The organism is Pseudorhodoferax soli (genome assembly GCF_003337555.1).
Lineage (GTDB): Bacteria > Pseudomonadota > Gammaproteobacteria > Burkholderiales > Burkholderiaceae_C > Pseudorhodoferax > Pseudorhodoferax soli.
On the sequence record NZ_QPJK01000007.1, the window covers coordinates 213008 to 236542 of the forward strand.

Here is a 23535-nt window from a genome sequence, read left to right on the forward strand (position 1 = left end):
CTCGTCGTTGACACCCACACGGGCGCCGATACCGCTCTGGGGTCCAGTCTGCCGAGAAGCCCGGGGGTCCGGCCTTGGAACGTGGGCGCTTGCGCCCGCCCCGGCGCCCGCGCTTTGCATTCTGTTCCCCAAGATGATCCTCGTTCACAAGGCTTCCGCTGCCCGTGCAGCCCTCACCCGGAAATGGCCCGGCCTGGTGGTGTGCGTCACCGTCGCGTGCGCCGCGACATTTCTCTCCCAGCACTACGGCGGCCCGCAACTGCTGTACGCCCTGCTGATCGGCCTGGCGTTCCACTTCCTGCACGGCAACCCGCAGATCTCCGCGGGAGTGGACTTCTGCGCCAGGACGTTGCTGCGGACGGGCGTCGCCCTTCTCGGCGCACGGATCACTGTGGACCAGGTCGCACACCTGGGGCTGCGCGCGGGCGTGATCGTCGCGCTCGGCCTTGCATTGACCATCATGTGCGGACTGGCATTGGCGCGCCTTGGGCGTCGCCGCATGGAAGAGGGACTGCTGTCGGGCGGAGCCGTCGCGATATGCGGGGCCTCGGCCGCGATGGCAATCGCGGCCACGCTGCCATCGACACGCGAGAACGAGCGACTCACGCTCTTCACGGTGGTCGGTGTCACGGTGTTCTCGACCATCGCCATGGTTCTCTATCCCTTTGCGCTGCATTTCCTCCCGCTGTCCGCGGTCGACCGCGGTGTGTTCCTGGGCGGCACCATCCACGACGTCGCGCAAGTCGTGGCAGCAGGCATGCTGCTCGGACCGGAGACCGCCGACGCGGCAACCGTGGTGAAACTTTTCCGGGTGCTCCTGCTCGTACCGGTCGTCTTGCTCATCACTGTCGCGCTGCGCAGGTACAGCAGCGCGGGCACGGGCGGCGGGCGTCCCCCAGCTGTCCCGTTCTTCTTGATCGCCTTCATCGCACTCGTGGCCGTCTCCAGCCTGAACATCTGGCCGGCCGGGGTCGTGACGGCGGCGAGCGACGCCTCCCGCTGGCTGCTGGTCACTGCCATTGCCGCTGCCGGGGTGAAGACATCCTTCGAGGAGTTGCTGAAGATGGGATGGTGGCCGGTATTGATGCTTCTCGGAGAGACGCTCTTCATCGCTGCTTTCGTCATGGTCGCGCTCCTCTTCGTTTGACCACAGCTCAACCTCCAGTGCTTCACCAGCCCCTCCGCACGAACGCAGGCTCCATGCCGGTCGATGGTGACGGCGGTGCAGCCACTCTCGGAAAGGAATCCTTGCCCCCATGCACCAAGCACTCGCCGCACGCCGACGTGTCCTGACCCTGTCAGGCGCCGCCCTGCTCGCCGCCAACGCGCCCTTTGGCGCGGCGCACGCTCAATCCACCGCTGCGCAGGACACGACCTGGAAGAAGCTCGAAGCCGCTTCGTGGATTCGCGATGGCCAGGCGTCGGCGCCCCAGATCGTGTACGTGATCACCGATCCCAACTGCATCTGGTGCCACCGCTTCTGGGAGGCGGCGCGACCGTGGGTCGCCGCCGGCAAGGTGCAGGTCCGTCATCTCCTGGTCGGCATCATTCGGCCTGACAGCCCTCGCAAGGCGGCGACTATCCTGAACTCAAAAGACCCTGCCGCGGCAATCGAACAGAACGAGAAGGCGTTCGGAAACGGCGGCATCTTCCCTTCCGGCGCCGTGAACGAGAGCGCCAAGCGCAAGCTGGACGGCAATCTGCAGTTGATGCGCGAACTGGACTTTCGCGGTACGCCTGCGATCATCTTCAAGAACCGTGCGGGTGTCGTCGAGAAGATCGCCGGCTTTCCCCGCAGCGAGCGAATGGAAGCCGTCATGGGCGAACGCTGAGTCCGCGTATTCCTTCATCACGCGGCTCGGCATACTTGGGGGCGCATGCATCTGCGATGTGCCCACGACGTTCGGCAGCCGCTGGCATGTCGCCAAGCGCATGGGCTCGGCCCGCTACCATCCGCGCCCCGACGGGCGACCACGCCAGTGCCGCTGCAATGGCAGCGGGACCTGCCGCCCTTCGATCTAGACGCCTCGCACGGGCAAGCAGCCCGTGCGCGAGACCTCCTCCATCACCTTGCCCGGCATGCGCCTCTCCACCTCGCTCTCACGGCTCGAGCTGTTCGTCAAAGTCATCAATGAAGGCAGTCTGTCCAATGCCGCACGCGCGTTGGCGCTGACACCATCGGCCGTCAGCAAGTCGCTATCGCAGCTCGAATCCCAGCTCGGAACGACTCTCGTCAAGCGAACGTCCCGCCACCTGTCGCTGACGGAGGGCGGTGCGACCCTGTACGAGCGTGCCAAGACCATCCTGCAGGAGGCGGACGCCGCGCTGCACGCGACGCTGCAGTACCGCAAGCCATCCGGCGTGCTACGCGTGACTTGCTCGATCGCGCTCGGCTGCACGCAGATCTCGCGCCTGGTGCGGGAATTCATCTCCCTGTACCCAGACATCGAGTTGTCTCTAAACCTGGACGATCGGATTGCCGACCTGTCCGCCGCCGACCACGACGTGGCCTTGCGCATCACCTCGCGCGACGACTGGGACTATGTCGGCCGTCGGCTCGCTCCAATCCAATGGATCTACGCTGCATCACCCGGATACTTGGCCTCAAGGCCAGCGGTGCGTGTCCCGCAGGATCTGGCCGTCCACTGCTGCCTGCTCTACCCGGCCATGACCGAGAAGCGCCAGTGGTCGTTCTTCCATGACGGCGAGGAGCTGAACGTCAAGGTGCCTTGTCGAGCCGTCTCCAACTCGAGCCTGGCACTTGCCGAGATGGCAACGGACGGCTCTGGCGTGGTATGCATCCCCGACTATGTGGCCCACCGCTACCTCAATGACGGCAGCCTCGTGGAGGTCCTGCCGGCCTACGCACCCCAGCAACGCCACGCCCTCTACGCGCTCTACACGAAGACCCGCTACAGCAACCCCGCGCTGCGCGCCTTCGTCGATTTCCTGGCGGACAAGTTCGAGGACGGCGTGCCTTGGAATCCACGGGAGGGGTCAGGACGCACGCAGGCCCTCAGCGCTTCAGCAAGGCCTGCGACAGCCGAAGGATCGCCAGGTCCACGACCTGCCTCGGGCAACCAAGGTTGATCCGCATGAATCCATGGCCATCGGCCCCGAACTTCGGTCCCTTGTCCAGCCAAACACGACCTTCCACGAGCAGGAAGTTCTCCAACTCGGCCGGCGACATGCCGAGCTCCCGGAAATCGATCCAGCCGAGGTACAGGGAGTCCATCTCGATTGCGCAGACACCCGCGTTCAGCGCGTTGATCCGCGACGCGAAGTGCCGCTGGTTCGTTCCGATGTAGCGCGTGAGGGCGTCGACCCATGCGTCACCATGCGTGAACGCCGCCTCGGTCGCGACCAAGCCAAGGGTGTTGACCCGGGTGTTGTAGTTTCGCTCGATCGTCCGAAGTACTTCGGCACGCAGGCGCTTGTCGGGGATGAACATGTTCCCGCACTGCAGCCCTGCAAGGTTGAACGTCTTGCTTGCCGACGTGCAGGTGATGCTGTTCTCGGCGAACTGGCGGCCCAACGAGGCGAAGGGCGTATGCCGCGCGCCATGCGCCAGGACGAAGTCGCAATGCACCTCGTCCGCGATGACCAGGATGCCGTGACGCAGGCAGATCTCCCCCATGGTCCTCAACTCGTCGGGCGTCCACACGTTGCCGGTCGGGTTGTGCGGATTCGAGAGGATGAAGATCTTCGTGTTCGGACGGATGGCCGCCTCGAACGCCTTCGCGTCGAACCGGTACTTCTCGCCATCGTAGTGAAGAGGTGCCAGCGCCAGGTGGCGCCCATTGATGAGCACGTCCTGGTGGAAGTGGATGTAGACAGGCGGCTGGATGAGGACGGAGTCCCCAGCCTTCGAGCAGGTCTGGATGATGGTCTTGAGCGCGGCAACAACGCTGGCGATCGGCACCACCCATTCGGCTTGTGCATCCCAACCGAACCGCCGGCGCTGCCAGCCGGTGACGGACTCGAGATACGCCTTCGACGGATCGCCGTTGTAGCCGTAGATCCCGTGGGCGACAGCTTCGTGCAGAGCGCTGGTTACCTCGGCCGGCGACTTGAAGTCCATGTCCGCAACCCACATGGGCAGTGGATTGGCGGCGGCCTGCTCGGCGGACATGGAGTTCGCCGAGATCGTCCACTTCATCGAGTTGCTGTTGCTGCGATCGACGACCGTGTCGAAGTCGAACTCCGAGCAGTCGCTGAACAGGACATCGGGGGTTTTGTTCATGATTTCCTCACTCATGCGGCGCGCAGGCGCCAGGGCTCAACGTAGGTTCAGTAACCCATCGCCTTCAGGACCGGAGACAGGCAGACGATCAGGCCGAACAAGAACACGTACCAGACCTTCAGCGACTTGTACTGGCGCAGTGCTGGAACCTTGTAGACCAGGATACAAGGGATCACGAACGACGCGATGCCGTAGATCGGCGAGGCCAGCTGCTGCAGCAGCAGGATCGAGAAGCGCGTCTGAACCCAGAACCACAGGCCCACCACGATGGCCACGCATACCGCAACCGAGATGAGCCGGTCGCTGATCCGTTCCCTGGGGATGAATCGGCACACGAGGTTGAGCACCACACCCTTGATCGATTCCTCGAAGCCAAGGTAGATGCCAAGGAAGGCCGTCAAGATGGCGAACACATTGAGCGCCGTCGTGAGGTAGAGCACGACGCTTCCGGGCATGACACTTCCAGCCAGCGCTAGCGCGGAGATGTTCTGCGCCTTCGCCGACAACGCCTGCTCATGCGAAAGGGCAAACGCGAAGGAGGTCGCGAAGAACAGAACCGAGACGACCAGGACACCGTAGGCGATGCGATTGGCACGAAGCGCCCGGTACGTCGCGATCCTCGGGTCGGACTCGACCTTGCGGAACGCAATGTTCATCGGGCTCAGGATCTGCACGAACAGGATCGAGAACAGCGTGAAGGGTACCGTCAGGACCGTGTCGATCAGGAACTGCTTCAGCGCGGGCAGAGATGGCAGGTTGTTCTTCAGGTCCCAGTGCGGAATCATGACGATGCCGAGCAGAACGACGACGCCCAGCTTGAACAGCACAAGGGGACCGGCGACCTTGAACAACATGCGCTCGCCCTGCGCCGCAATCAGAACCAGAAGGCACAGAATCCCCAGCGAGAACAGCGGATTGTCAGAGAGCAGTTGCGTCGTGACCCCGAAGGTCTGAAGGTACTTGGCCGTGTCGAAGGTGACAGCCAGCGAGTACGTCAGCATGCCCTTGACGAGCATGAAGAAGTAGACGACCGCCAGGAACATTCCCCAGTTGCGGCCAAGGTACTGCGTGATGATCCCTGCGTAGCTGTCGCACTCCTCGCTTGCCGACAAGGTCTGCAGATAGAGCTTTTGCATCATGTACAGCGCCGGGTAGGCAAGCGCCACCGATGCCGCGAAGGCCCACACGCCGGTGATGCCGACCTGGACCGGAAGGAACACGATGCCGGCCCCGATGGCCATGCCGATGCACAGAATCACCCAGCCCAGGTCGTAGCGGGTGAAGGGAACCTTGCCGATGGGCTCAGCCGTCTTTGTCATTCTTGTCTCCCAGTGAGGTGGAGTTGGCGTCGGCAATGGGCGCACCATTCCGACACCGCTAGCGGTGTGAAGTACTTCTTTCAGGGGTGGACGGCCAGTGCGGCCGCCCGATCAGAACGTCACGCCTTCAGGCTTCGACGCGGTGGGCGATCGCCTCGATCTCGACGAGCACGTCGCGCGGAAGGCGCGCGACCTCGACCGTGGAGCGCGCCGGCGCCACGGCGCCGAAGCACTCGGCATAGGCTTGGTTCATCTCCGCGAAGGTCGACAGATCTTTCACGAAGACGGTGGTCTTGATGACAGTCGCCAGGCTTGCACCGCCGGCCTGCAGCACCGCGGCGAGGTTCGCGATCGACTGCTTGGTCTGCTCTGCGACAGTTCCTTCGACGAGACTTCCATCCGCGCGGAGCGGAAGCTGACCGGATGCAAACACGAGGTCCTTGAACGTGCTCCCCTGCGAGTACGGGCCGATGGCGGCGGGAGCCTGCTGCGTTGCAATGCGGTGGATCTCCGAGCGGCCGTCGTCGGGCAATGCGCTGGTCATGGATTGAACTCCTGCTGCTTGTTGTTGGATGAAGCCGCCTGCAGGCAGCGCATGCGCGATGCGCTCGTTCACGCATCGACCTGCAGGGAGGGCTTTGGTTGAGCAGCAGTGTATGAACGGGATACGTCCGTGGCGCCGGACATCTGGGCACACCAAGCGTGCCGATTTTTCACAGATGCGCAGGACTGCGAGCGGCGGGTTGCATCCATGATCGCCATATTAGGGAAAACCATATGACGAACACCACCGCAACCGCAAACCTGGACCAGTCTTCCGCCGACGCCTGGCGGGTGATCACTGCAGGAATCTGCGCACTCATCCTCACCGTCGGACTGGCCCGCTTCGCCTACACGCCGATGTTGCCCATCATGGCCAAGCAGGCGAACCTTTCACAGCTGGCGGGGGGCTGGCTGGCGTCGATCAACTATGCGGGATACATGGCCGGCGTGCTCATGGCATCGGCGATCAGTGACATGCGATTGAAGTACCGCCTGTACCGCCTTGGCCTGGTCGTCGCCGTGCTGAGCACGGCGGCGATGGGCATGACCACCAGTGTCGTCGTCTGGGCCGTGCTGCGTTTCGTCGCCGGGTTGTCGAGCATCGCAGGCATGCTGCTCGCGTCGGGCCTTGTGCTGAACTGGCTGATGCGCAGTGGACGGCGTGCGGAACTAGGGCTCCACTTCTCGGGTCTTGGATTGGGCATCGCGCTGTCGGGTCTTGCTGTCGCCGCCACGTCGTCCCATGCGAACTGGGGACAGCAATGGCTGATCCTCGGCGCGATCGCCGTGCTCTTCTGCGTGCCAGCCTTGGCGTGGATGCCTGCCCCGGCGCGCTCGACGAAGGCTGCATCCCATCGGCGCCCGGAGCTTGCACCGCCATCGGCGCGTTGGATGTGGTTGTCTGTCCTCGCCTACTTCTGTGCGGGTTTCGGCTTCGCGATCGGGGCGACCTTCATCGTGGCCATTCTGGAAAAGCTTCCCGAACTTGAAGGACAAGGCGGCTGGGTCTGGGTGTGTGTGGGCATGGCAGCAGTGCCCTCCACATTTCTCTGGGACCGTATCGCCAAGCGGATCGGGTCGGCGCGCGCCCTCCTCCTCGCATATGGACTGCAGGCGATTGCGATGGTTCTTCCCATCATCTCCCACCATCTGTCCATGAACCTCGCAAGCGCCGTTCTCTTCGGCGGTACCTTTGCAGGCATCGTCAGTCTTACGCTGAGCATGGTCGGCCGCCGCTTCCCGGCAGCGCCAGCGAAAGCCATGGCCAAGATGACGCTCAGCTACGGCGTCGCTCAGATCCTTGCGCCAGCCCTCGCTGGATACCTTGGCCAGATGACCGGAAGCTATGACGACGCCTTGATCGTGTCCGCATTTCTGATGGCGATCGGACTGATGCTGATGCAGTTGCTTGCACGACAGCAGGACGCCTGACGGCGCCTGCTCGCCGAGTGCAACTTGCGGGCTCGGCGGCACACTTTTCCCCTTGCTTGCGAGACGTGCATCCGGTGTTGACCGCGGCAATGCTCAGACCAGCATTCCGACCCCGGTGCAGATGAGAAGCGCGCAAACAATGTGTCTCAGGGTTTCTCGAGACACTGGCAGCTTACGGTTCGCGGTGACGGTGGTCACCAGCAGGACCACCGGAATTGCCTCCGCCGCCAACAGCAACGACTGCGCGCCCACTCGCCCGCTCAGCCCAAGCACCACGAGCCGCAACAGTGCGCCGATGCCAAAGCTGAAGATCAAGGACTCCTGGATCCGCTCCAGAGGCCAAGGCTGCCGATAGACCACGTAGACCAGCGGCGGCCCGGCTGCAGAGAACATCCCGCCGAGCACGCCCGACAGCAGCCCGACGAATGCGAAGACCCGCGGAGGCGACGTCGTCTCGTGCGGCTTGGCCATTCGCCAAAGCAACAGCGCGCAGCCGATCACGATGACTCCGAGCAAGGTCCGGAGGAGGTGAAATGCGTGCGCCGCCAGCAGCACCAGTACGCCCATCCCGATGAATGAACCCACCACGTTGAAGAGCACGGCCGTCTTCATCGCGGGCTCGAATCTGAGAGGACGTCTGCGATGAAGGAATGTCGCCGCGTTCATCACGACGATGAACGACACCGCGTTCACCGCGTCAGGCAAAGGGAACAAGTTGGTCAGACCGACGAACCCCAGCAGCAGCAGCGACAACGCGAACCCCGTGAGGGTCTGCACGTACACCGAGGCTGCCACAAAGAAGACGAAGGTCAGGTGCGCGGCCAGACCACCCTGCGCGAAAAGGGCTGCCATTCGCTCTAGACAACCCTGGAATGAGGTTCGCTCGATCTGGTGGTCATCGCGCACCAATGCGGTGACCGCCCCAGCTCGACGGTCGGCGGCTGCGTCAGGCCGGCGATCCGCACGAACAACTGCGTGCGGCTTTCAATCCAGTCCTGCAGCATCTCTTTCCTCAATGTCGTTGGGGTGTCTGCATCCTCGGGATCTTCACCAACGAAGTGCCCCCGTTGCGACAACTGCGATTCTTCGGCGAGTACCGCCACAAGACAAACGGGATATTCTTTGCTTGGCCCAAAGAAAAACTTTCCGTTGGGTCAGGTTCGCAGGCCGATCCACTCAAGCCATTCGAGACAGACGTTCGTCGCCGGTATCCGCAACACCAGCCGCCGCGCAACCGTGGCGAGCGGTGAAGAGATGCGGTAAGTCAGAAGCGGTGCGCTGAGAGCAAAGGCTCTGCCCGTCGAGGTCGCATTGCAGCGAACTCAGACATCAGAAAGGGCCCGATCGGCAAGACCGGTTTGGTCGAACTGAACGGGTCGCGGTCGCACCAGATCCTCCAGCTACCGGTTGACCCGCGCGCAAGGCGTAGGCCCTCCGCCACCTGTCGCGCGCCTTCGCAAGACTCCCCGTGGGCCGAACGCTCCAACTTGGAAGTGCACGCCCTTGAGGGCCCGCCCCGCAGACCATCGACCTCAGGGCAGTTCGCGTGCTCGAGCCTTACGCCCCGATTCGCCTCCATTTATTCGTGAGCGATTGGCACAAGTGCATCCACCATTTCTCTCCAATCGAAGCGTCTCAAGCGCTGCATGACGCCAATAATGGAATGCACGAACTTCCTTGCATCCCATTATGGCACGCGACCCACTACCAGCGCTGGACACCAATTACGACGAAATTGTCGCGATACGCCGCGATATTCACGCACATCCCGAGCTCGCATTCAAAGAATCTCGAACGGCCGCGGTCGTGGAGAAGGCGCTTCGGTCCTGGAACATCAAAGTACACGCCGGACTGGGAAAAACTGGCGTCGTGGGCATTCTGCGCAAAGGGAACTCCAAGCGCGCGATCATGCTGCGCGCCGACATGGATGCGCTCCCAATCCAAGAGGAAAACTCTTTCGACCACCGGTCCCAGCATGCCCAGACGATGCACGCGTGTGGACACGATGGACACACGGCCATATTGCTCGGCGCGGCGCGAGAATTGGCACAACTCGAATCCTTCGACGGTACCGTTTATTTCCTCTTTCAGCCGGCGGAAGAGAACGGAAACGCGGGCGCGAAGGCGATGATCAACGATGGCCTGTTCGAGAAATTTCCCGTGGATGCCATTTACGGCATGCACAACTGGCCTGACCTTCCGGTAGGGAAGTTCGGCGTTGTTCCCGGGAAAATGATGGCGGGCGCGGCAAAGTTCAAGGTCACGATCAATGGCGCTGGAGGACACGCCGCCCTTCCGCATATTGCAAGGGACCCCGTTCCGCCCATGATTGCACTGGCACAGGCGATCCAAACGGTTCTCACGCGCGACCTGCGTCCGCTCGATTGCGCCGTCATCTCGATCACCCAGGTCGCGGCCGGTGGTGCTGCACATAACATCATCCCGGCCACCGCATCCCTCGGCGGAAGCATCCGCGCGTTCGAAGATGGTGTCTTCGACACCATCGAGGGGCGCATCCAAGAGCTCGCCGAAAGCATCGCGAAAGCGCACCGGTGCACCGCGCAGGTGGAAATCACCCGGTCGTATCCACCGCTGATCAATTCGCAACTGGAATTCGAGGCGGCCGTCCATAGTCTTCGTGCAATCGCCGGCGAACCGAATGTGGAGGTCATCGAGCCAGTGATGGGCTCGGAGGATTTCTCGTATTACCTGCAGAAGAAACCCGGGTGTTTCGTCTTCATCGGCAATGGAGACGCGAACGGCACGGGGCTGGGGCCCTGCTCCCTGCACAACCCAAACTACGACTTCAACGACTTGGCCATCCCCGTTGGCGTGCGCTACTGGTGCGGCCTTGTTGAAAGTCTCCTCCCGAAATCTCCGCAGGAAACTGCATAAATATCAAAGCAGCTCAAATACCATGAAACGACGCATCCTAGTTGCCATTCTGGCGGCCCAGGTCTTTCCCGCCTTTCACACTGGCGCGATTGCCCAGCACCAATGGAAGACCGACCGCATCGAAATGGTCGTGCCGTATCCCGCAGGAGGCAGCACAGACACGATCGCGCGCGCCTTCGCCGATGCACTGCGGACGCAGCTGAACACGACCATCGTGGTGCAGAACCGGAGCGGCGCGACCGGGACGATCGGCTCGGGATTCGTTGCCAGAGCCAAGCCGGACGGCGGAACCATCCTGTTCACGCCCTCCAGTCCGCTTACGATCACCCCCTACTTCGTCAACCTGCCGTTCAAGCCGCTGGAAGATCTTCGGCCGGTGGCGAGCGTTGCGATCTCGCCCGGCGTTCTGGTTGCCAAGCGTGATGCGCCGTTCGATGACTTCGCCGGATTGGTGGCCCATGCAAAGCGGCAGCCCGGAGCCATCTCGATTGGATTTCCCGGCGTCGGATCCGTCGGCCACATCGGCGTCGCGCAGATCGAACAGGCGGCTGGCATCCGGCTGAATCAAGTGCCGTACCAGGGCAGCAATCAAGCTGTCACCGATGCGATTGGTGGAAACATCGATCTGCTGGTTCTGAACACGGATGCGGTGTTGCAGCAGATCGCGAATGGCACGATCAAGCCGATCGGGGTCACCTCGCCGGCACGTCTGCAAGCACTGCCGAATGTTCCGACGTTCGAGGAAATGGGCTTCAAGGGTGTCCAGTTCTTCTCGACCTACGGCATCTTTGCGCCGGCAAAAATGTCAGCCGACGCTGTTGCCGAATTGACCCGGGCCGCGCAAGCCGCCGTCAAGGACAAGACCTTCGTCGGCTTGCTGCAGCAGTTCCAGGCATTGCCCGGCGGTCAAGACCACGCGACTTTTGTGGCCAGTCTGAAGGATGAGAATCGCCGGATTGGCGAGACAATCAAAAGCAGCAAGCTGGTGAAGCCGTAATCAGGCCACGGCATCCTTTGAAAGGATGGGTGCGGGCGACATCGTCGCCCGCACAGCTGCCATTCAAGAGCGCGCCAGGAACTTCGTTTGTCGAGCGCTCATGCAGCCAACGGCTGACCGGCCTCAGCTGCGATAAGCGACTCATCCCAGGGTGCAGGATCACCAATCTCGCGTACCAGGAAGTCAATGAAGCTTCTGATGACGGGATTTCGATGACGGGATCGGTAGTACATCGCGTAAAGCGAATGCTTTGAAGGCGGTTCGAAGTTCGGCAGCACCCTTTTCAATGCTCCGCTTGCGATGTCGGAAGACACAAGATAGGTTGGCAAGCAGGCGAGCCCGTTGCCAGCCAGTGTGGCCGATCTCAGCACCACGCTCGAGTTGGAGGTCATCCGCGGCAATATGGCGACCTGTTGGACTAGACCGGCATTCTCGAACTCCCAGCATCTCCCAACCGTCATTGCTGGATCGACGAGACACTGATGACGCACCACATCCTGAGGAATCACTATCGGTGGGTGACGTCTCAGGTATTCCGGCGCAGCGCAGTAAACCCATCGCACCGTTGAGATTTTTCGAGCGGCATAATTCCAGTCCGTACTCGCAGTTACCCGCAACGCAATATCAAAGCTTTCGTCAGACAGGTTTGCAAATCTGTCATCGAGATCGACATGAACCTGAACTCCGGGATGGCTGGCCAAGTACTTTCCAATGACGCAAGTCAGTTGCCTGCTCCCAAATGCGATGGACGAGGTGATGCGCAGTTCTCCCTCAATTCTTTCGTTCTTCTGGCGAGCCGCGTCGACAACCTCTTCTACCTCGCTGAGTGCATGGTTGGTCCGCACGAGAATCGATTCACCGACTTCGGTGAGAACCATGCTTCGAGTCGTTCGCTTGATCAGAAGTACGCCAAGCCTCTCTTCAAGCTGCGCCAGGCTTTTACTCACGGCAGAGGGGGATAGGTTCAGCGTTTTTGCCGCGGCGGACAAACTTCCGGACTCAGCCACGGCTGCAAAGACATTCAATTGAGAGAATGTCGCGGTGGTCTTCAGAGAATGCATTGGGGTCTAGGCGTTCAACAGGCCTGTATCCACGCAAGAACAAGGCCATCGCACTTGAGCGTCGAGTCGATTGCATTTTCTGTGTCCATCGTGGGTAGTCTCCAATAGCAGGCGCAGCGTATCTTGAATTAATCATCAAGCTCAATTGAATATATTTTCAATGCCAAGCGCGCCCACGCCCCATCCTGGACGGATTCTCACCTTTCGGGTGCATTTCTTCGACTCCACCCCACTTCATGCACCACGACATAGTCGGCGGTCGCATGCAGGAAGCGCTTACTGGTACGGCGGCAACTCCGCTGGAAGGCCTGGTACAAGAATCGGCGTCCGCTGCCCGATGTGCGGCGACCTGTGTCGTCGGAACCTTGCGTCACCAAGCCGGCACCGCCCGGATGGCGCGGCGTGGACTTGCGACATGCGCGACGACTCGGCTGTTGCGAGCCAGGTCGATGCGTAGGAATCGGTTCAAGACGGCAGCGCACTGCTGGCCCGTCGTGGAAGCAGACCAATGCCTGGACTTGCCGCGCCACGCGCGCGGGGCGACAAGTCGGCTGTCAGGCGAAGGAAGCGCCTTGCGCCTCAGCGATCAGCCAATCGCGAAACGCCTGCAGTTGCAGCTTTGCGGCAGCCTCCGGCTTGTAGACCGCGTAGTAGGCCAGCGGCGAAACAACTTTTCTGTCCGGGAAAAGCCGGACCAGACTTCCCGAAGCGATGTCTTCCTCTGCCATCACACTGCGCGCCAGAGCGACCCCTTGTCCCGCTGAGGCAGCCTGGAGAACAGCCGCGGCATTGGTGATCTTCAGGTCCTTCGCAACCGGTCGCCGCTGCACACCTGCTCCCGCGAGCCAGCTCTCCCATGTCACGAACTCTGTGCTCGTGTCGTGCGAAACGTCGTGGATGAGTGTCTGCAGCCGGAGATCCGCCGGCGTGCGAATCGAGGCATTCCGGATGAAGCTCGGCGAGCACACCGGGTAAACCTCCTCCGCCATCAGGCGGTCTGCCGCCAGACCTCGCCAGTCACCTGCTCCGTAACGCACAGCGATGTCGATGCCCTGACCCGAAGGGTCCGCCAGCCACGCGCTTGTGTCGAGCCGCAGGTCCAGATTGGGCCACTGCGACCGGAAGCCGTCGATGCGGGGAAGCAGCCACTTTCCGGCGAACGCGGAACTGACGGCGACAGTCAGGGCGCCGCGCGAAGACTGCTCCTTCAACTGGTCCAGCCCAACCCAGAGACGATCAAACCCCGCGCGGATGTCCTGCAGCGCTCCCTGTGCGCCATCGGTGACCGTCAGGCGCGCCCGACCACCGGACGCTCTGCTGAAAAGCGGCACGCCAAGCCATTCTTCAAGGCCTCGAACCATCTGTCCGACGGCGGCGGGGGTAACGTTGAGCTCGATTGCAGCGCCGGTAAAACTCTGGTGGCGTGCAGCGGCCTCGAACGCTCGGAGAGCGTTCAGATATGTGGGCGATGGCACTGCTATAGATTTGCTTTGCGTGCGGTACGGCCAAGTCAGCGCTCCTTGCAACTGCTTCGGTACCAACTCGCGTTCGTTCCTTGGCCCAGGCCACGGCCTGGATCCACATGGCGATTGTCGCAGCCGTCACGCGATGCGTCTGTGTGGAACTTGCTTATTTCGTGCCTGCCTACGACCCCCCAGATCCTAGGCGACCAATGCGGCAGCCGAGCTCGTTGCGCCTGGCGATCCTGCCGCACTGCGTGCTGCTCGGCAAAGGTTTCCTATCTCACATTGAAACTAAATCTCAGTTGATCGCCAGTGATCGAATCCTGAGAATCCGCGAGCCGTTTCGTCCGGACACGTGCCAGCCCCGTCGCCAGTCTTTGCTGGTCGATGAAAGCACGTCGGGGACATGAAGCGTCGAAACCCATCAGCTCCCCAGCCCCAAGCGCTTCTTTGACCTGAACGAGCCGCCTGTGCGACGACAGCATGTCGTCGAAGCAGTGAGCGTCTGCGGACGGGCGCAAAGTGACCGCACGTGCGTGATCCAACTCGGCGCGACGCACGACCGCGCATGGTGCTGCTCGTTGCTGGTCGGGCACCACGACTTCGAAGCAAAACCTATGAAAAACGAACCACCGATGATCAAGCCGCAAGAAGAGCGGCGCGGATTCCTACGCCGTGTCCTCGCCATCGTTCCGGCCTCGACCGTGGCAGTTGGCGCTGGCGTTGCGCAGACCGGCTGTTCAGACCAGCCCGGCCAAGCGCCTGCCCGGACCACCGCCAAGTACAGCCCGACCTACTTCAACGACGCGGAATGGGCGTTCGTCAACGCCGCCGTTGCCCTGCTCATCCCCGCGGACGAGCACGGCCCGGGCGCCATCGAGGCCGGCGTTCCCGAGTTCATCGACCGTCAGCTGGAGATGCCCTACGGCCATGGGAAGCTCTGGTACATGCAGGGCCCTTTCCATCCGGATTCGAAGCCGGAACTCGGGTACCAGCTGAACATGTCGCCCCGCGACATCTACCGCCATGGCATCGCAGACTGCGACGCCTGGTGCCGCAGCAATCGCGATGGGAAGGTGTTCGCGCAGCTCAACGCCGAGCAACGCAGTGAGATCCTGCATGCACTGGAAGCCGGAAAGATCGAGCTACCCAACACGCCGGCCAAGCTCTTGTTCAACTACCTCCTGAACAACACGCGCGAGGGCTTTCTCTCAGACCCCATCTACGGCGGCAACAAGGGAATGGTCGGCTGGAAACTGATCGGCTTTCCTGGCGCCCGAGCCGACTTCATGGACTGGGTCGAGATGCCCAACAAGCCGTATCCCTACGGCCCCGTGTCGATCAATGGAGAGAGCGCCTAAGTCATGCCGATCAAGAAAGAAAAAGTGGATGTCGTGCTCGTCGGCTTCGGCTGGACCGGCGCCATCATGGGCCAGGAACTGACCGAGGAAGGGCTCAGTGTCCTCGCCCTTGAGCGCGGCGCGATGCAGGACACGCCAACCGACGCGCAGTACCCGAAGGTCATCGACGAGCTGGCCTACTCCGTCCGGGGAAAGCTCTATCAGAACCTGTCGACCGAGACCGTCACGATCCGCCACAAGCCCGACGATCTGGCGGTCCCTTATCGCCAGCACGGTTCGTTCCTGCTCGGCACTGGCGTTGGCGGCGCTGGCTTCCACTGGAACGGCATGCACTACCGCAACCTGCCGGAAGAACTGCAGCTGCGCACGCGCATCGAGGAGCGCTACGGCAAGAAGTTCATTCCCGCGGACATGACCATCCAGGACCATGGCGTGACCTACGATGAGCTGGAGCCCTTCTACTCCAAGTTCGAGTATGTGTGCGGAACTTCCGGAACGGCCGGTGTCCTCAACGGCAAGGTCCAGGAAGGCGGCAACCCGCTCGAAGGCAATCGTTCGAAGGCCTTCCCCACGCCGCCCCTGAAATATGTGCACGGGGTATCGCTGGTGGCACAAGCGGCCAAGGCGGCCGGCTTCGACCCCTACCCACTACCCGCGTCCAACGCTTCCGAGCCATTCACGAACCCGTACGGCGTGAAGCTTGGCCCGTGCAACTTCTGTGGCTTCTGCGAGGACTATGGCTGCTACATGTACTCGAAGGCTTCGCCGCAGACCACCATCCTGCCGGTCCTGCTGAAGAAGCCCAACTTCGAGCTTCGCACCCGCTCGCACGTGCTGAAGGTGCTGCTGGACAACACCGGCAAGAAAGCGACAGGTGTGCTCTATGTCGATTCCCAGGGGCGCGAAGTGGAGCAGCCGGCCGACCTGGTCATCCTGACCGCGTACCAGATGCACAACGTGCGCCTGCTGCTGCTGTCGGGCATCGGCAAGCCCTACGATCCGAAGACCGGCGAAGGTGTCGTGGGCAAGAACTACGCCTACCAGATGAACGGCGCCGTCAACGTGGTCCTTCCCAAGGGCACCCAGTTGAACCCATTCATCGGCGCAGGCGCTGCCGGCGTCTCGATGGACAACTACAACGCAGACCAGTTCGACCATGGGCCGCTCGGCTTCATCGGCGGAGCGGTGGTGCGCCATGCCCGTACCGGCGGTCGTCCCATCAAGCAAGCCTCCGCGCTGCCTGGCACACCCTCGTGGGGCAGCGCCTGGAAAGCCGGGATGAAAGACGGCTACCAACGCGTCCTGAACATCGGCATGTCGGGTTCTGTCATGTCGTACCGCGACACCTATCTCGACCTTGACCCGACCTACCGCGACGCCTACGGGATGCCGCTGTTGCGCATGACCTTCGACTGGCACGACAACGAGTTCGACATGATCAAGTACGTCGGCGCCCAGGCCGAGCGGATCGCCAAGGAGATGAACCCCGAGTCGTTCAAGCTGAACATTCGACGCAAGGGCTCCCACTACGACACACGGGCCTACCAGAGCACGCACAACACCGGCGGCGCCATCATGGGCACCAATCCGACGAACAGCGTCGTGAACAAGTACTTGCAGTGCTGGGACGTGCCGAACGTGTTTGTGACCGGTGCCAGTGCCTTCCCCCAGAACATGGGCTACAACCCGACGGGGTTGGTCGGTGCTCTTGCGTACTGGTCGGTGAACGCGATTCGCACGCAGTATTTGAAGAGCCCTGGCGCGCTGGTTCAGGCTTAAAGGAGAACAAGCTTGAAACTCAGCATCGCATCTCTTCTGGCGCTCCCGCTGATGGCCTCGACGTTGGTTGGCCATGCCCAGTCCGTCAGCGCATCACCCAGTGAACTCAAGCGCGGGGAGTACCTCGCCCGTGTGGGCGACTGCATCGCTTGCCACTCGGCACCCGGCGGCAAGCCGTTCGCAGGCGGACTCGCTTTGGAGTCCCCGATCGGCAAAATCTACTCCACGAACATCACGCCGGACAAGAAGACCGGCATCGGTACGTACAGCCTGGAGGACTTCGACAAGGCGGTTCGCCACGGCATCGCCAAGCAGGGACATACGCTGTATCCGGCGATGCCCTATACCTCCTATGCCTACGTGAAGCCAGACGACGTGAAGGCCATGTACGTCTACTTCATGCAGGGCGTTCAGCCCGTCGAAGCGGCGAACAAGCCATCGGAGATTCCGTGGCCCATGTCGATGCGCTGGCCACTCGGTGTGTGGCGTTCGCTGTTCGCGCCGGAAGTCACCACGGACAACACACCCGTTCCAGATGCGGACAGGATCGCCGTGGGGCGCTACCTTGTGACGGGCCTCGGCCATTGCAGTACCTGCCACACACCGCGCGGCGTGGCCCTGCAGGAGAAGGCAACGACTGACGCCGGCGCCGACTTCCTTTCTGGTGCGGTCCTAGAGGGATGGCTTGCGCGGAGCCTGCGCGGAGACCACCGCGATGGACTCGGCTCATGGACGGAGGCAGACATCCAGGCCTTGCTCAAGACCGGACGCAACCGCCACGGCGCGACCTTCGGCTCGATGGCAGACGTGGTGGCACACAGCACGCAGCACATGACCGACAGCGATCTCGGAGCCATCGCCGCATACCTGAAGACCTTGCCAGCCACAGATGGCAAGAGTGTTCCGCTCGTGTACGACGACAAGGCCGCAAAAGCGATGTTTAACGGAACCGATAAGTCGCTCGGCGCATTGACCTACGTCAACAACTGCGCGGCCTGCCATCGGACCAGCGGCAAGGGCTACGACGAGGTGTTTCCTGCTCTTGCGTTGAACCCGACTGTGAATGCAGACGACCCAAGCTCAGTGATCCACATCATCCTCAAGGGAGCGCAGATGCCTCACACGACGACTGCACCCACGCAGTTCGCGATGCCTGGATTCGCAGATCGCTTGACCGACAGTGAAGTGGCCGACGTTGCAACCTTGATCCGCCAAAGCTGGGGCAACCGCGCGCCCGGCGTCACGGCATCGCAGGTCGCGAAAGTTCGCAAGCACGCAAACGTGCCCGCTGGCCCCGCAAGGTAAGCGCAACCCGGCGCACGTTGCGACCTGTCCAGTCCTGCGTCGGCAATGTTCGGCGTCGACCCGCTGCAAGGGCGGGTCGCTCGGCGACGCAGAAGTGGTGAGCTTTGGTCTGCGCCGGTCCCCAGCAGTTCACACAACTGCCAGATCGGTCGCCCTCCACCAGGTCCCTCGGTCCGCAGGCGCTGTCGCTTGCGGCCGTGCGCGCGGCTCTGCTAGTCGCTCGCTTGGACGCAGACGTAGTTCGCCTCGCTTGCCGCATCACCCTGGCCAGTCCATTTCGCCAAGGACGGGTACGGACACAGCGGTCGGGTGATCCCTCGCGCAGCATTGCTCGCCGCCAGCCTGTCCGGCGGCACACCCTTCTCGACCCAGTCCATCACGGCCTGTAGTGCTGCGTCAATGCCTTCGGGCGCGTTGGGAATGCCCAACCAAGGGTTGTTGGTGGGCTGCGCTCCAGGCGCGACGACGGGGCCGCAGTGGCCCACGCCGGGCGCCATGAAGAGCCGCGCAAACTCTTGCGTTGCGCGAATCTGGTCGCGTCGAGTTCCCGAACTGGACTGCCCCACGGCGCTCACGAGCTCTTCGTAGTACTGGACCGATCCCTCCGGCTCGATGATCCCATCCGACCACCCGTGCCACATGATCAGCTTGCCGCCGGCGCGGCCGAAGGGCCTCAGGTCGGCGTCCGATGCATCCCACATTCCGTATTGCTCGACACCTTGAGCGAACACCGCGGCAAACTCGTCGTAGCTCGAGCTACTTGGGTCCCAATCCAGACCCGTCACGAACCTGAAGTGCTGAGCGGCCAACGGGCTCACCCCTGGATACACATGGCTGAAAGTTGCACCCAAGGGAAGCCCGTACCAGAGCTTGCTGCCGGCATGATGAGGTCCATCCCAGGTGGCCTGGATCACGCGTGCATCAGCCGCGGTGAACGTGCCGCAGCCCGTCTCCCGGCCAATGAGTGCGCGGGGGTCAAACAGGCACGCGCGCTGGTCGCCGACAATGCCGTCTGCGACGCCATCCAGACCGTCACACGCCTGCACCACCGCCTCATTGACGAGGTCCAGCTTGCAGGACTCCATCAGCTTGCCGAGCTCCTGGTACATCGACAGCTGGATCCATCCGGAGCTCGGTATGAATCTGCTCCAGTACAGAGCCGGAGCTGCCGCGACGATCCCATCGTAGTCCTCGGGGTAGCTTTGAGCCGTGGACATGACCTGCCGTCCCGGACCAGAGCAGCCCGTCAAGTACGAGTAGTCGGGGGCCTTCCCATAGAACGCATTCGTCGTCGCCTTGGCCCGAACCGTGATCTGGTGCATCGCGCGATGGGACCAGCCCTCCATCAGGTCCAGCACCTTTGCCGATACCTCGTTGTTCTCATCGCGCCGCCAGGTCGGATCACCATTCGAAACGCCGGAGCTACCGCCGGCAACTGCGAATCCTGCCCGCACGTTCTGCACCATGAGGCTGTCGACCAGGGTTCCGACGCCGAGAAAGCGTTCGTTCCATTGCGCTGGTAGCCAGACTTCAAACTGATTCTGCGGGGACACCGTCATGGCAACACGACACATCGCAGGCACTTCGAAAGACGTCAACCCGTCCCTGGTGAATGTGCCGCTCGAGATGAACTCCGCGGCCGACACAACCGTGCCCTCGAACTCGAGCCGCCCCACCTGTTCGCAGCGTTGTCGCGCCAGCTCTATGTCCAGGGACCCATCGACAGTGCCGCCGTCTCCGCCACAACCGGCTACCGTCACCACTAACGCCCCGCACGCGGCCATCGGCGCACTCAACAAGCGGCTCCATGCCGCACCCCGCAGGAATAGCCTCATCGTCTTTGTCTCCACGTTGTTGTGGGCGCCCCGCCCCATTGACCAGCGCCACTGATCACGGGTTGCCCATACCGCGGCATACCCGTTCGAGCAACTATCGCGTCCCGCGAGCCGCAAGACTGTCCACGGACGGACACTCTGCATGGCACCCTCATGGTCGGACAGGGCGCCCTGGCGATCGCGTTGCCCTGCGGGGAGAAGCAGCGAGGGCGGAGCCGTAGGACACGGAGGAGGCCCTCCGAGGATGACAGTCGCGTCTAGATTGCAGCGAGAGTCGCTTGTTGCTCTGCGTAGCAGATCGATCGGTTTTCCTGATCTGCGGCGCAGATAAAACGCGTTTCCCAGATCCTCATCGACTTCCTACCATTGCGCGCAGCATGACTCGCAGAACGCTCCCGGCAGACACGTCGGGTCAGTCAAAGACCAACAGGGACACCCAGGAAAAATGAAAGTCGCCTCGATCGAGACCATTGCCTGCGATGCAGGATGGCGCAACTACTACTTTGTCAAACTCACGACCGACAGCGGGATCGTCGGATGGAGCGAGTACGACGAAGGATTTGGGTCGCCCGGTGTTGGCAACATCATCGATCAGTTGAGCAAGCGGCTCGTCGGCCAGGATGTTCGAGCAACCGAGCGCTTTCATCAGGAAGCGATCTGCCTGACCAGGCCGGCACCTGGCAGTGTCATCGGCCAAGCGATCGGCGCGTTGGAGAACGCCCTGCTCGACGCGAAGGCGAAGGCGTTGAACGTGCCTTGCTACGAACTCCTCGGCGGGAAGTTGCGCGACACCATTCCGGTCTACTGGTCGCACTGCCCGACCTGGCGCATCAACCATCCGAAGTACTACCAGCCGCAAGTGAAGGATCTCGAGGGCGTGCGGCAATCTGGCGCTGAAGCCCGCGAGAAGGGGTTCAAGGCGCTCAAGACCAACCTGTTCATCCACGATGAAGGAGATGCTTACGCGTGGCGCTCCGGCTTTGCTGTCCCCTTCTCGCCGGCCTTGAACGTCGAGAGAAAGCTGATTCGCAATGTCATGAACCACCTTGAGGCGCTTCGCGCCGGTGCCGGTCAGGACATGGACATCCTCATCGATCTGAACTTCAATGCCAAGCCCGAAGGGATGCTTCGCCTCCTTCGCGCGATGAGCGACCTGGACCTCTACTGGGTGGAGATCGACACAAGCAATGCCGCTTCGCTCGCATTCGTGCGAAGCCAGAGCGCCCATCCAATCGCGTCGTGCGAAACGCTGATCGGCGTGAGATCGTTCCTGCCGTTCCTTGAGGCCCGAGCCATGGACGTGGCCATCATCGACCTCGTCTGGAATGGCGCACTGCAGTCCATGAAGATTGCCGCAGCGTGCGATGCGTTCGACGTGAACATCGCTCCGCACAACTTCTACGGCGATCTCTGCACGATGATGAATGCGCACTTCTGCGCCGCCGTTCCCAACCTTCGCATCATGGAGACCGACGTCGACCGGATCGCTTGGGAAGGCGAACTCTATACCCACCAACCTGAATATCGCGATGGCGCTCTTGTCGTGCCGGACCGGCCAGGCTGGGGTACCGATCCAATCGAGGCGGCGCTTCGCGCGCGGCCTCCGAAAGGAACTGGCGGGCTGCTGCAGTACAAGCGGGCCGCATAGGCGGCTGCTTCTGTCAGTACCCACAACGCAACCCCCTACGGAGCATTTCATGCTGAACAACTGGATTGACCAACTCAAGAACCTGCGCGGCGCTGCCGGCGCACTCGCAAAGGCGAACCCCAAGATGATTGCGGGCTTCCAGGGCCTCAACGCTGCCCAGAACGGCGCTGGTGCGCTGGACGCCAAGACCCGCGAGCTCATCGCTCTGGCAGTCGCCGTGACCACCCGCTGTGACGGTTGCATCGCATCGCATGCAAGCGCGGCTCGCGCCGCCGGTGCGACCGAAGCAGAACTGAGCGATGCGCTCGGCACCGCGATCGCCCTGAACGCCGGCGCCGCGTATGTCTACTCTGTCCGCGCCATGGAAGCGTTCGGGCAGTTCGAGAAGGCCTGAACGAACCCGCAAGCCGGTCCCGCCTTCTTCATCCTAGAGGCGGGCCGGCGCTGGCGCTTTGCGTGTGGCCCTTCGGTGGGCCATCAGCGACAGCCCCACGAGGAAAGCGGACTCAGACGGCAAGGCCCGCAGGAAGCCTTGCAAGTCCCTGCGCTTGGACCTGCGCACGGCAGTGCAAGACAAACGCATCGCTGCATGGTCCAAGTCGCCGTCCCGCGTGCGTCACCATGGTCAGCTGGCGCTGGCTCGGCGGCAGCATGTGGCGAACGATACTGAGTTCGCCAAGGGCAACTCCCCTAGCCACTGAATGACGGGGCAGGCAAGCCAGCGCCGCGCCGGTGGACACCAGGGCCGCCACGGCTTGCGGCATGCCAAGCTCAAACTCGATCTGCACTGAACCGAGTTGCTCGAGAAGCCACCGCTCCGCAGCTTCGCGGCTGCCGGACCCGACTTCACGCATGGCCCAACTGGCCTCCCTCAAAGCGGCCTTGGAAGCGACACCGGACGCAAGCGGATGGTGAGGTGCCGCAACGATCACCATTTCATCACTGAACCATGGAGACAGGGTAAGTCCCCGCTTGGTCTGCGGCCCCTCAATGAAGCCGATGTCCGCCTCCAGCTCGGCAATGGCATGTAGCACCTCCACCGTGTTCATCACAAGCATCCGGACGGGATTGCGGGGGTGCGTTAGCCGCCATTGCGCGATGAGCGACGGAAGAATGTTCTCCCCAATCGTCATGCTCGAGGCAATCAACAGTGGTGTCGCGGCCGCTTTCCCGTTGAACACATTCTCAAGCTCCACCCCTTGATCGAGCAAAGAGAGCGCGGAAGGGAGGAAGCGCCTGCCGGACTCGTTGAGTATCAACTTCTTGCCAACGCGGTCGAACAATGGGTAGCCCATCGTCAACTCGAGTTCCGCAAGGGCGCTGCTGGCGGCGGACTGCGACCGCGCAACCGAAGCGCCAGCTGCTCGCGTGGAGCGCTCACGGGCTACAGCCACGAACACTTCGAGTTGCCGCAGAGTGATGCGCAGCCTTCTCTGGTTGGCTGCGGTCACTTCAAGCACCTCTCTCTATCAACCGCGCGATGCGAACAACGCAAGATGGAGTCCTGAGCATGCGCGTCTCTGATGTTGTGCGTCACTAGACGATCAAACCTGTCAATGTTTGGGCCATGTTGGGCGGCAAAGGGACCCCGAGTAGTCGACACGTGCGCGGCGAAGCCGTTCTTGCAGCAGCGTCCACATCAAGGTCTAGCGTCC

Annotated in this window: 21 protein-coding genes; 12 read left to right on the forward strand and 9 right to left on the reverse strand. The window is 62.2% G+C overall.

Features of this window, described 5'->3' with window-relative positions; all coding sequences use genetic code 11:
* Window positions 1–133: 133 nt before the first annotated feature.
* From DES41_RS24060 to DES41_RS24070, 3 genes are all read left to right on the forward strand, one after another.
* Window positions 134–1147: a YeiH family protein gene (locus DES41_RS24060; RefSeq protein ID WP_114470203.1), complete on the forward strand. Its 1014-nt coding sequence runs from the start codon at window positions 134–136 to the stop codon at window positions 1145–1147.
* A gap of 109 nt (window positions 1148–1256) precedes the next feature.
* Window positions 1257–1832 carry a thiol:disulfide interchange protein DsbG gene (gene dsbG, locus DES41_RS24065; RefSeq protein WP_114470204.1) on the forward strand — a complete coding sequence of 192 codons (576 nt, stop codon included), beginning with the start codon at window positions 1257–1259 and terminating at the stop codon, window positions 1830–1832.
* Between the two features lie 214 nt (window positions 1833–2046).
* Window positions 2047–3090, forward strand: a complete 1044-nt coding sequence (locus DES41_RS24070; protein ID WP_114470205.1) for a LysR family transcriptional regulator — start codon at window positions 2047–2049, stop codon at window positions 3088–3090.
* On the opposite strand, the gene DES41_RS24075 is transcribed toward DES41_RS24070, so the two are convergent.
* The 3 genes from DES41_RS24075 to DES41_RS24085 form a co-directional block, all read right to left on the reverse strand.
* On the reverse strand, window positions 3017–4243 hold the full coding sequence (locus DES41_RS24075) for a MalY/PatB family protein (protein WP_211333066.1): 1227 nt from the start codon (window positions 4241–4243) through the stop codon (window positions 3017–3019). The genes DES41_RS24070 and DES41_RS24075 overlap by 74 nt on opposite strands.
* 47 nt (window positions 4244–4290) lie before the next feature.
* Window positions 4291–5562, reverse strand: a complete 1272-nt coding sequence (locus tag DES41_RS24080) for an SLC5/6 family protein (protein ID WP_114470206.1) — start codon at window positions 5560–5562, stop codon at window positions 4291–4293.
* A gap of 127 nt (window positions 5563–5689) precedes the next feature.
* Window positions 5690–6178 (reverse strand): Rid family detoxifying hydrolase, encoded by a 489-nt coding sequence (locus DES41_RS24085; RefSeq protein WP_342769683.1) that lies wholly within the window; start codon window positions 6176–6178, stop codon window positions 5690–5692.
* 161 nt (window positions 6179–6339) lie between these two features.
* Between DES41_RS24085 and DES41_RS24090 the strand changes: the two genes are divergently transcribed.
* Window positions 6340–7536, forward strand: a complete 1197-nt coding sequence (locus DES41_RS24090; protein ID WP_114470208.1) for a YbfB/YjiJ family MFS transporter — start codon at window positions 6340–6342, stop codon at window positions 7534–7536.
* A 93-nt stretch (window positions 7537–7629) separates the two neighbouring features.
* Here DES41_RS24090 and DES41_RS24095 read toward each other — a convergent pair whose 3' ends face one another.
* Both DES41_RS24095 and DES41_RS38870 read right to left on the reverse strand, forming a co-directional pair.
* Window positions 7630–8388 (reverse strand): sulfite exporter TauE/SafE family protein, encoded by a 759-nt coding sequence (locus DES41_RS24095; protein ID WP_114470209.1) that lies wholly within the window; start codon window positions 8386–8388, stop codon window positions 7630–7632.
* A gap of 5 nt (window positions 8389–8393) precedes the next feature.
* The gene (locus DES41_RS38870) at window positions 8394–8639 is read right to left on the reverse strand and encodes a hypothetical protein (protein ID WP_211333067.1); all 246 of its coding nucleotides are present in this window, start codon (window positions 8637–8639) and stop codon (window positions 8394–8396) included.
* Between the two features lie 586 nt (window positions 8640–9225).
* Between DES41_RS38870 and DES41_RS24100 the strand changes: the two genes are divergently transcribed.
* Together DES41_RS24100 and DES41_RS24105 are read left to right on the forward strand one after the other, a co-directional pair.
* The gene (locus DES41_RS24100; protein WP_114470210.1) at window positions 9226–10431 is read left to right on the forward strand and encodes a M20 aminoacylase family protein; all 1206 of its coding nucleotides are present in this window, start codon (window positions 9226–9228) and stop codon (window positions 10429–10431) included.
* A 22-nt stretch (window positions 10432–10453) separates the two neighbouring features.
* On the forward strand, window positions 10454–11428 hold the full coding sequence (locus tag DES41_RS24105; RefSeq protein WP_114470211.1) for a Bug family tripartite tricarboxylate transporter substrate binding protein: 975 nt from the start codon (window positions 10454–10456) through the stop codon (window positions 11426–11428).
* 98 nt (window positions 11429–11526) lie between these two features.
* Here DES41_RS24105 and DES41_RS24110 read toward each other — a convergent pair whose 3' ends face one another.
* The gene (locus DES41_RS24110; protein WP_114470212.1) at window positions 11527–12489 is read right to left on the reverse strand and encodes a LysR family transcriptional regulator; all 963 of its coding nucleotides are present in this window, start codon (window positions 12487–12489) and stop codon (window positions 11527–11529) included.
* 554 nt (window positions 12490–13043) lie between these two features.
* Complete coding sequence (gene gcvA / locus DES41_RS24115; protein WP_114470213.1) at window positions 13044–13964, reverse strand: transcriptional regulator GcvA; 921 nt, start codon at window positions 13962–13964, stop codon at window positions 13044–13046.
* 80 nt (window positions 13965–14044) lie between these two features.
* Here gcvA and DES41_RS37970 point away from each other — a divergent pair, with 80 nt between their 5' ends.
* The 4 genes from DES41_RS37970 to DES41_RS24130 all read left to right on the forward strand — a co-directional run bounded on the left by DES41_RS37970 (window position 14045) and on the right by DES41_RS24130 (window position 18397).
* Entirely contained in the window at window positions 14045–14362 is a 318-nt protein-coding gene (locus DES41_RS37970) for a hypothetical protein (protein WP_147282952.1), read from the forward strand.
* A gap of 225 nt (window positions 14363–14587) precedes the next feature.
* Entirely contained in the window at window positions 14588–15313 is a 726-nt protein-coding gene (locus tag DES41_RS24120; protein ID WP_114470214.1) for a gluconate 2-dehydrogenase subunit 3 family protein, read from the forward strand.
* Between the two features lie 3 nt (window positions 15314–15316).
* On the forward strand, window positions 15317–17092 hold the full coding sequence (locus DES41_RS24125; RefSeq protein WP_114470215.1) for a GMC family oxidoreductase: 1776 nt from the start codon (window positions 15317–15319) through the stop codon (window positions 17090–17092).
* A 51-nt stretch (window positions 17093–17143) separates the two neighbouring features.
* Window positions 17144–18397 (forward strand): c-type cytochrome, encoded by a 1254-nt coding sequence (locus DES41_RS24130; protein ID WP_114470429.1) that lies wholly within the window; start codon window positions 17144–17146, stop codon window positions 18395–18397.
* Window positions 18398–18609: 212 nt separating this feature from the next.
* Here DES41_RS24130 and DES41_RS24135 read toward each other — a convergent pair whose 3' ends face one another.
* A complete protein-coding gene (locus DES41_RS24135; RefSeq protein WP_170168281.1) occupies window positions 18610–20232 on the reverse strand; it encodes a tannase/feruloyl esterase family alpha/beta hydrolase in 1623 nt (540 codons plus the stop codon).
* A 445-nt stretch (window positions 20233–20677) separates the two neighbouring features.
* On the opposite strand from DES41_RS24135, the gene DES41_RS24140 reads away from it, so the two are divergent.
* Window positions 20678–21880 carry a mandelate racemase/muconate lactonizing enzyme family protein gene (locus DES41_RS24140; RefSeq protein WP_114470217.1) on the forward strand — a complete coding sequence of 401 codons (1203 nt, stop codon included), beginning with the start codon at window positions 20678–20680 and terminating at the stop codon, window positions 21878–21880.
* A 49-nt stretch (window positions 21881–21929) separates the two neighbouring features.
* Window positions 21930–22274 (forward strand): carboxymuconolactone decarboxylase family protein, encoded by a 345-nt coding sequence (locus tag DES41_RS24145; RefSeq protein ID WP_114470218.1) that lies wholly within the window; start codon window positions 21930–21932, stop codon window positions 22272–22274.
* 112 nt (window positions 22275–22386) lie between these two features.
* Here DES41_RS24145 and DES41_RS24150 read toward each other — a convergent pair whose 3' ends face one another.
* Window positions 22387–23331, reverse strand: a complete 945-nt coding sequence (locus DES41_RS24150) for a LysR substrate-binding domain-containing protein (protein ID WP_245965855.1) — start codon at window positions 23329–23331, stop codon at window positions 22387–22389.
* Between the last annotated feature and the right edge of the window lie 204 nt (window positions 23332–23535).

Coding starts and splice junctions, on each gene's coding strand:
- DES41_RS24060 (WP_114470203.1), top strand. CDS start 134: ATGATCCTCGTTCACAAGGCTTCCGCTGCCCGTGCAGCCCTCACCCGG.
- dsbG (WP_114470204.1), top strand. CDS start 1,257: ATGCACCAAGCACTCGCCGCACGCCGACGTGTCCTGACCCTGTCAGGC.
- DES41_RS24075 (WP_211333066.1), bottom strand. CDS start 4,243: ATGAACAAAACCCCCGATGTCCTGTTCAGCGACTGCTCGGAGTTCGAC.
- DES41_RS24080 (WP_114470206.1), bottom strand. CDS start 5,562: ATGACAAAGACGGCTGAGCCCATCGGCAAGGTTCCCTTCACCCGCTAC.
- DES41_RS24090 (WP_114470208.1), top strand. CDS start 6,340: ATGACGAACACCACCGCAACCGCAAACCTGGACCAGTCTTCCGCCGAC.
- DES41_RS24095 (WP_114470209.1), bottom strand. CDS start 8,388: ATGGCAGCCCTTTTCGCGCAGGGTGGTCTGGCCGCGCACCTGACCTTC.
- DES41_RS24100 (WP_114470210.1), top strand. CDS start 9,226: ATGGCACGCGACCCACTACCAGCGCTGGACACCAATTACGACGAAATT.
- DES41_RS24105 (WP_114470211.1), top strand. CDS start 10,454: ATGAAACGACGCATCCTAGTTGCCATTCTGGCGGCCCAGGTCTTTCCC.
- DES41_RS24110 (WP_114470212.1), bottom strand. CDS start 12,489: ATGCATTCTCTGAAGACCACCGCGACATTCTCTCAATTGAATGTCTTT.
- DES41_RS24120 (WP_114470214.1), top strand. CDS start 14,588: ATGATCAAGCCGCAAGAAGAGCGGCGCGGATTCCTACGCCGTGTCCTC.
- DES41_RS24125 (WP_114470215.1), top strand. CDS start 15,317: ATGCCGATCAAGAAAGAAAAAGTGGATGTCGTGCTCGTCGGCTTCGGC.
- DES41_RS24130 (WP_114470429.1), top strand. CDS start 17,144: ATGGCCTCGACGTTGGTTGGCCATGCCCAGTCCGTCAGCGCATCACCC.
- DES41_RS24135 (WP_170168281.1), bottom strand. CDS start 20,232: ATGAGGCTATTCCTGCGGGGTGCGGCATGGAGCCGCTTGTTGAGTGCG.
- DES41_RS24140 (WP_114470217.1), top strand. CDS start 20,678: ATGAAAGTCGCCTCGATCGAGACCATTGCCTGCGATGCAGGATGGCGC.
- DES41_RS24145 (WP_114470218.1), top strand. CDS start 21,930: ATGCTGAACAACTGGATTGACCAACTCAAGAACCTGCGCGGCGCTGCC.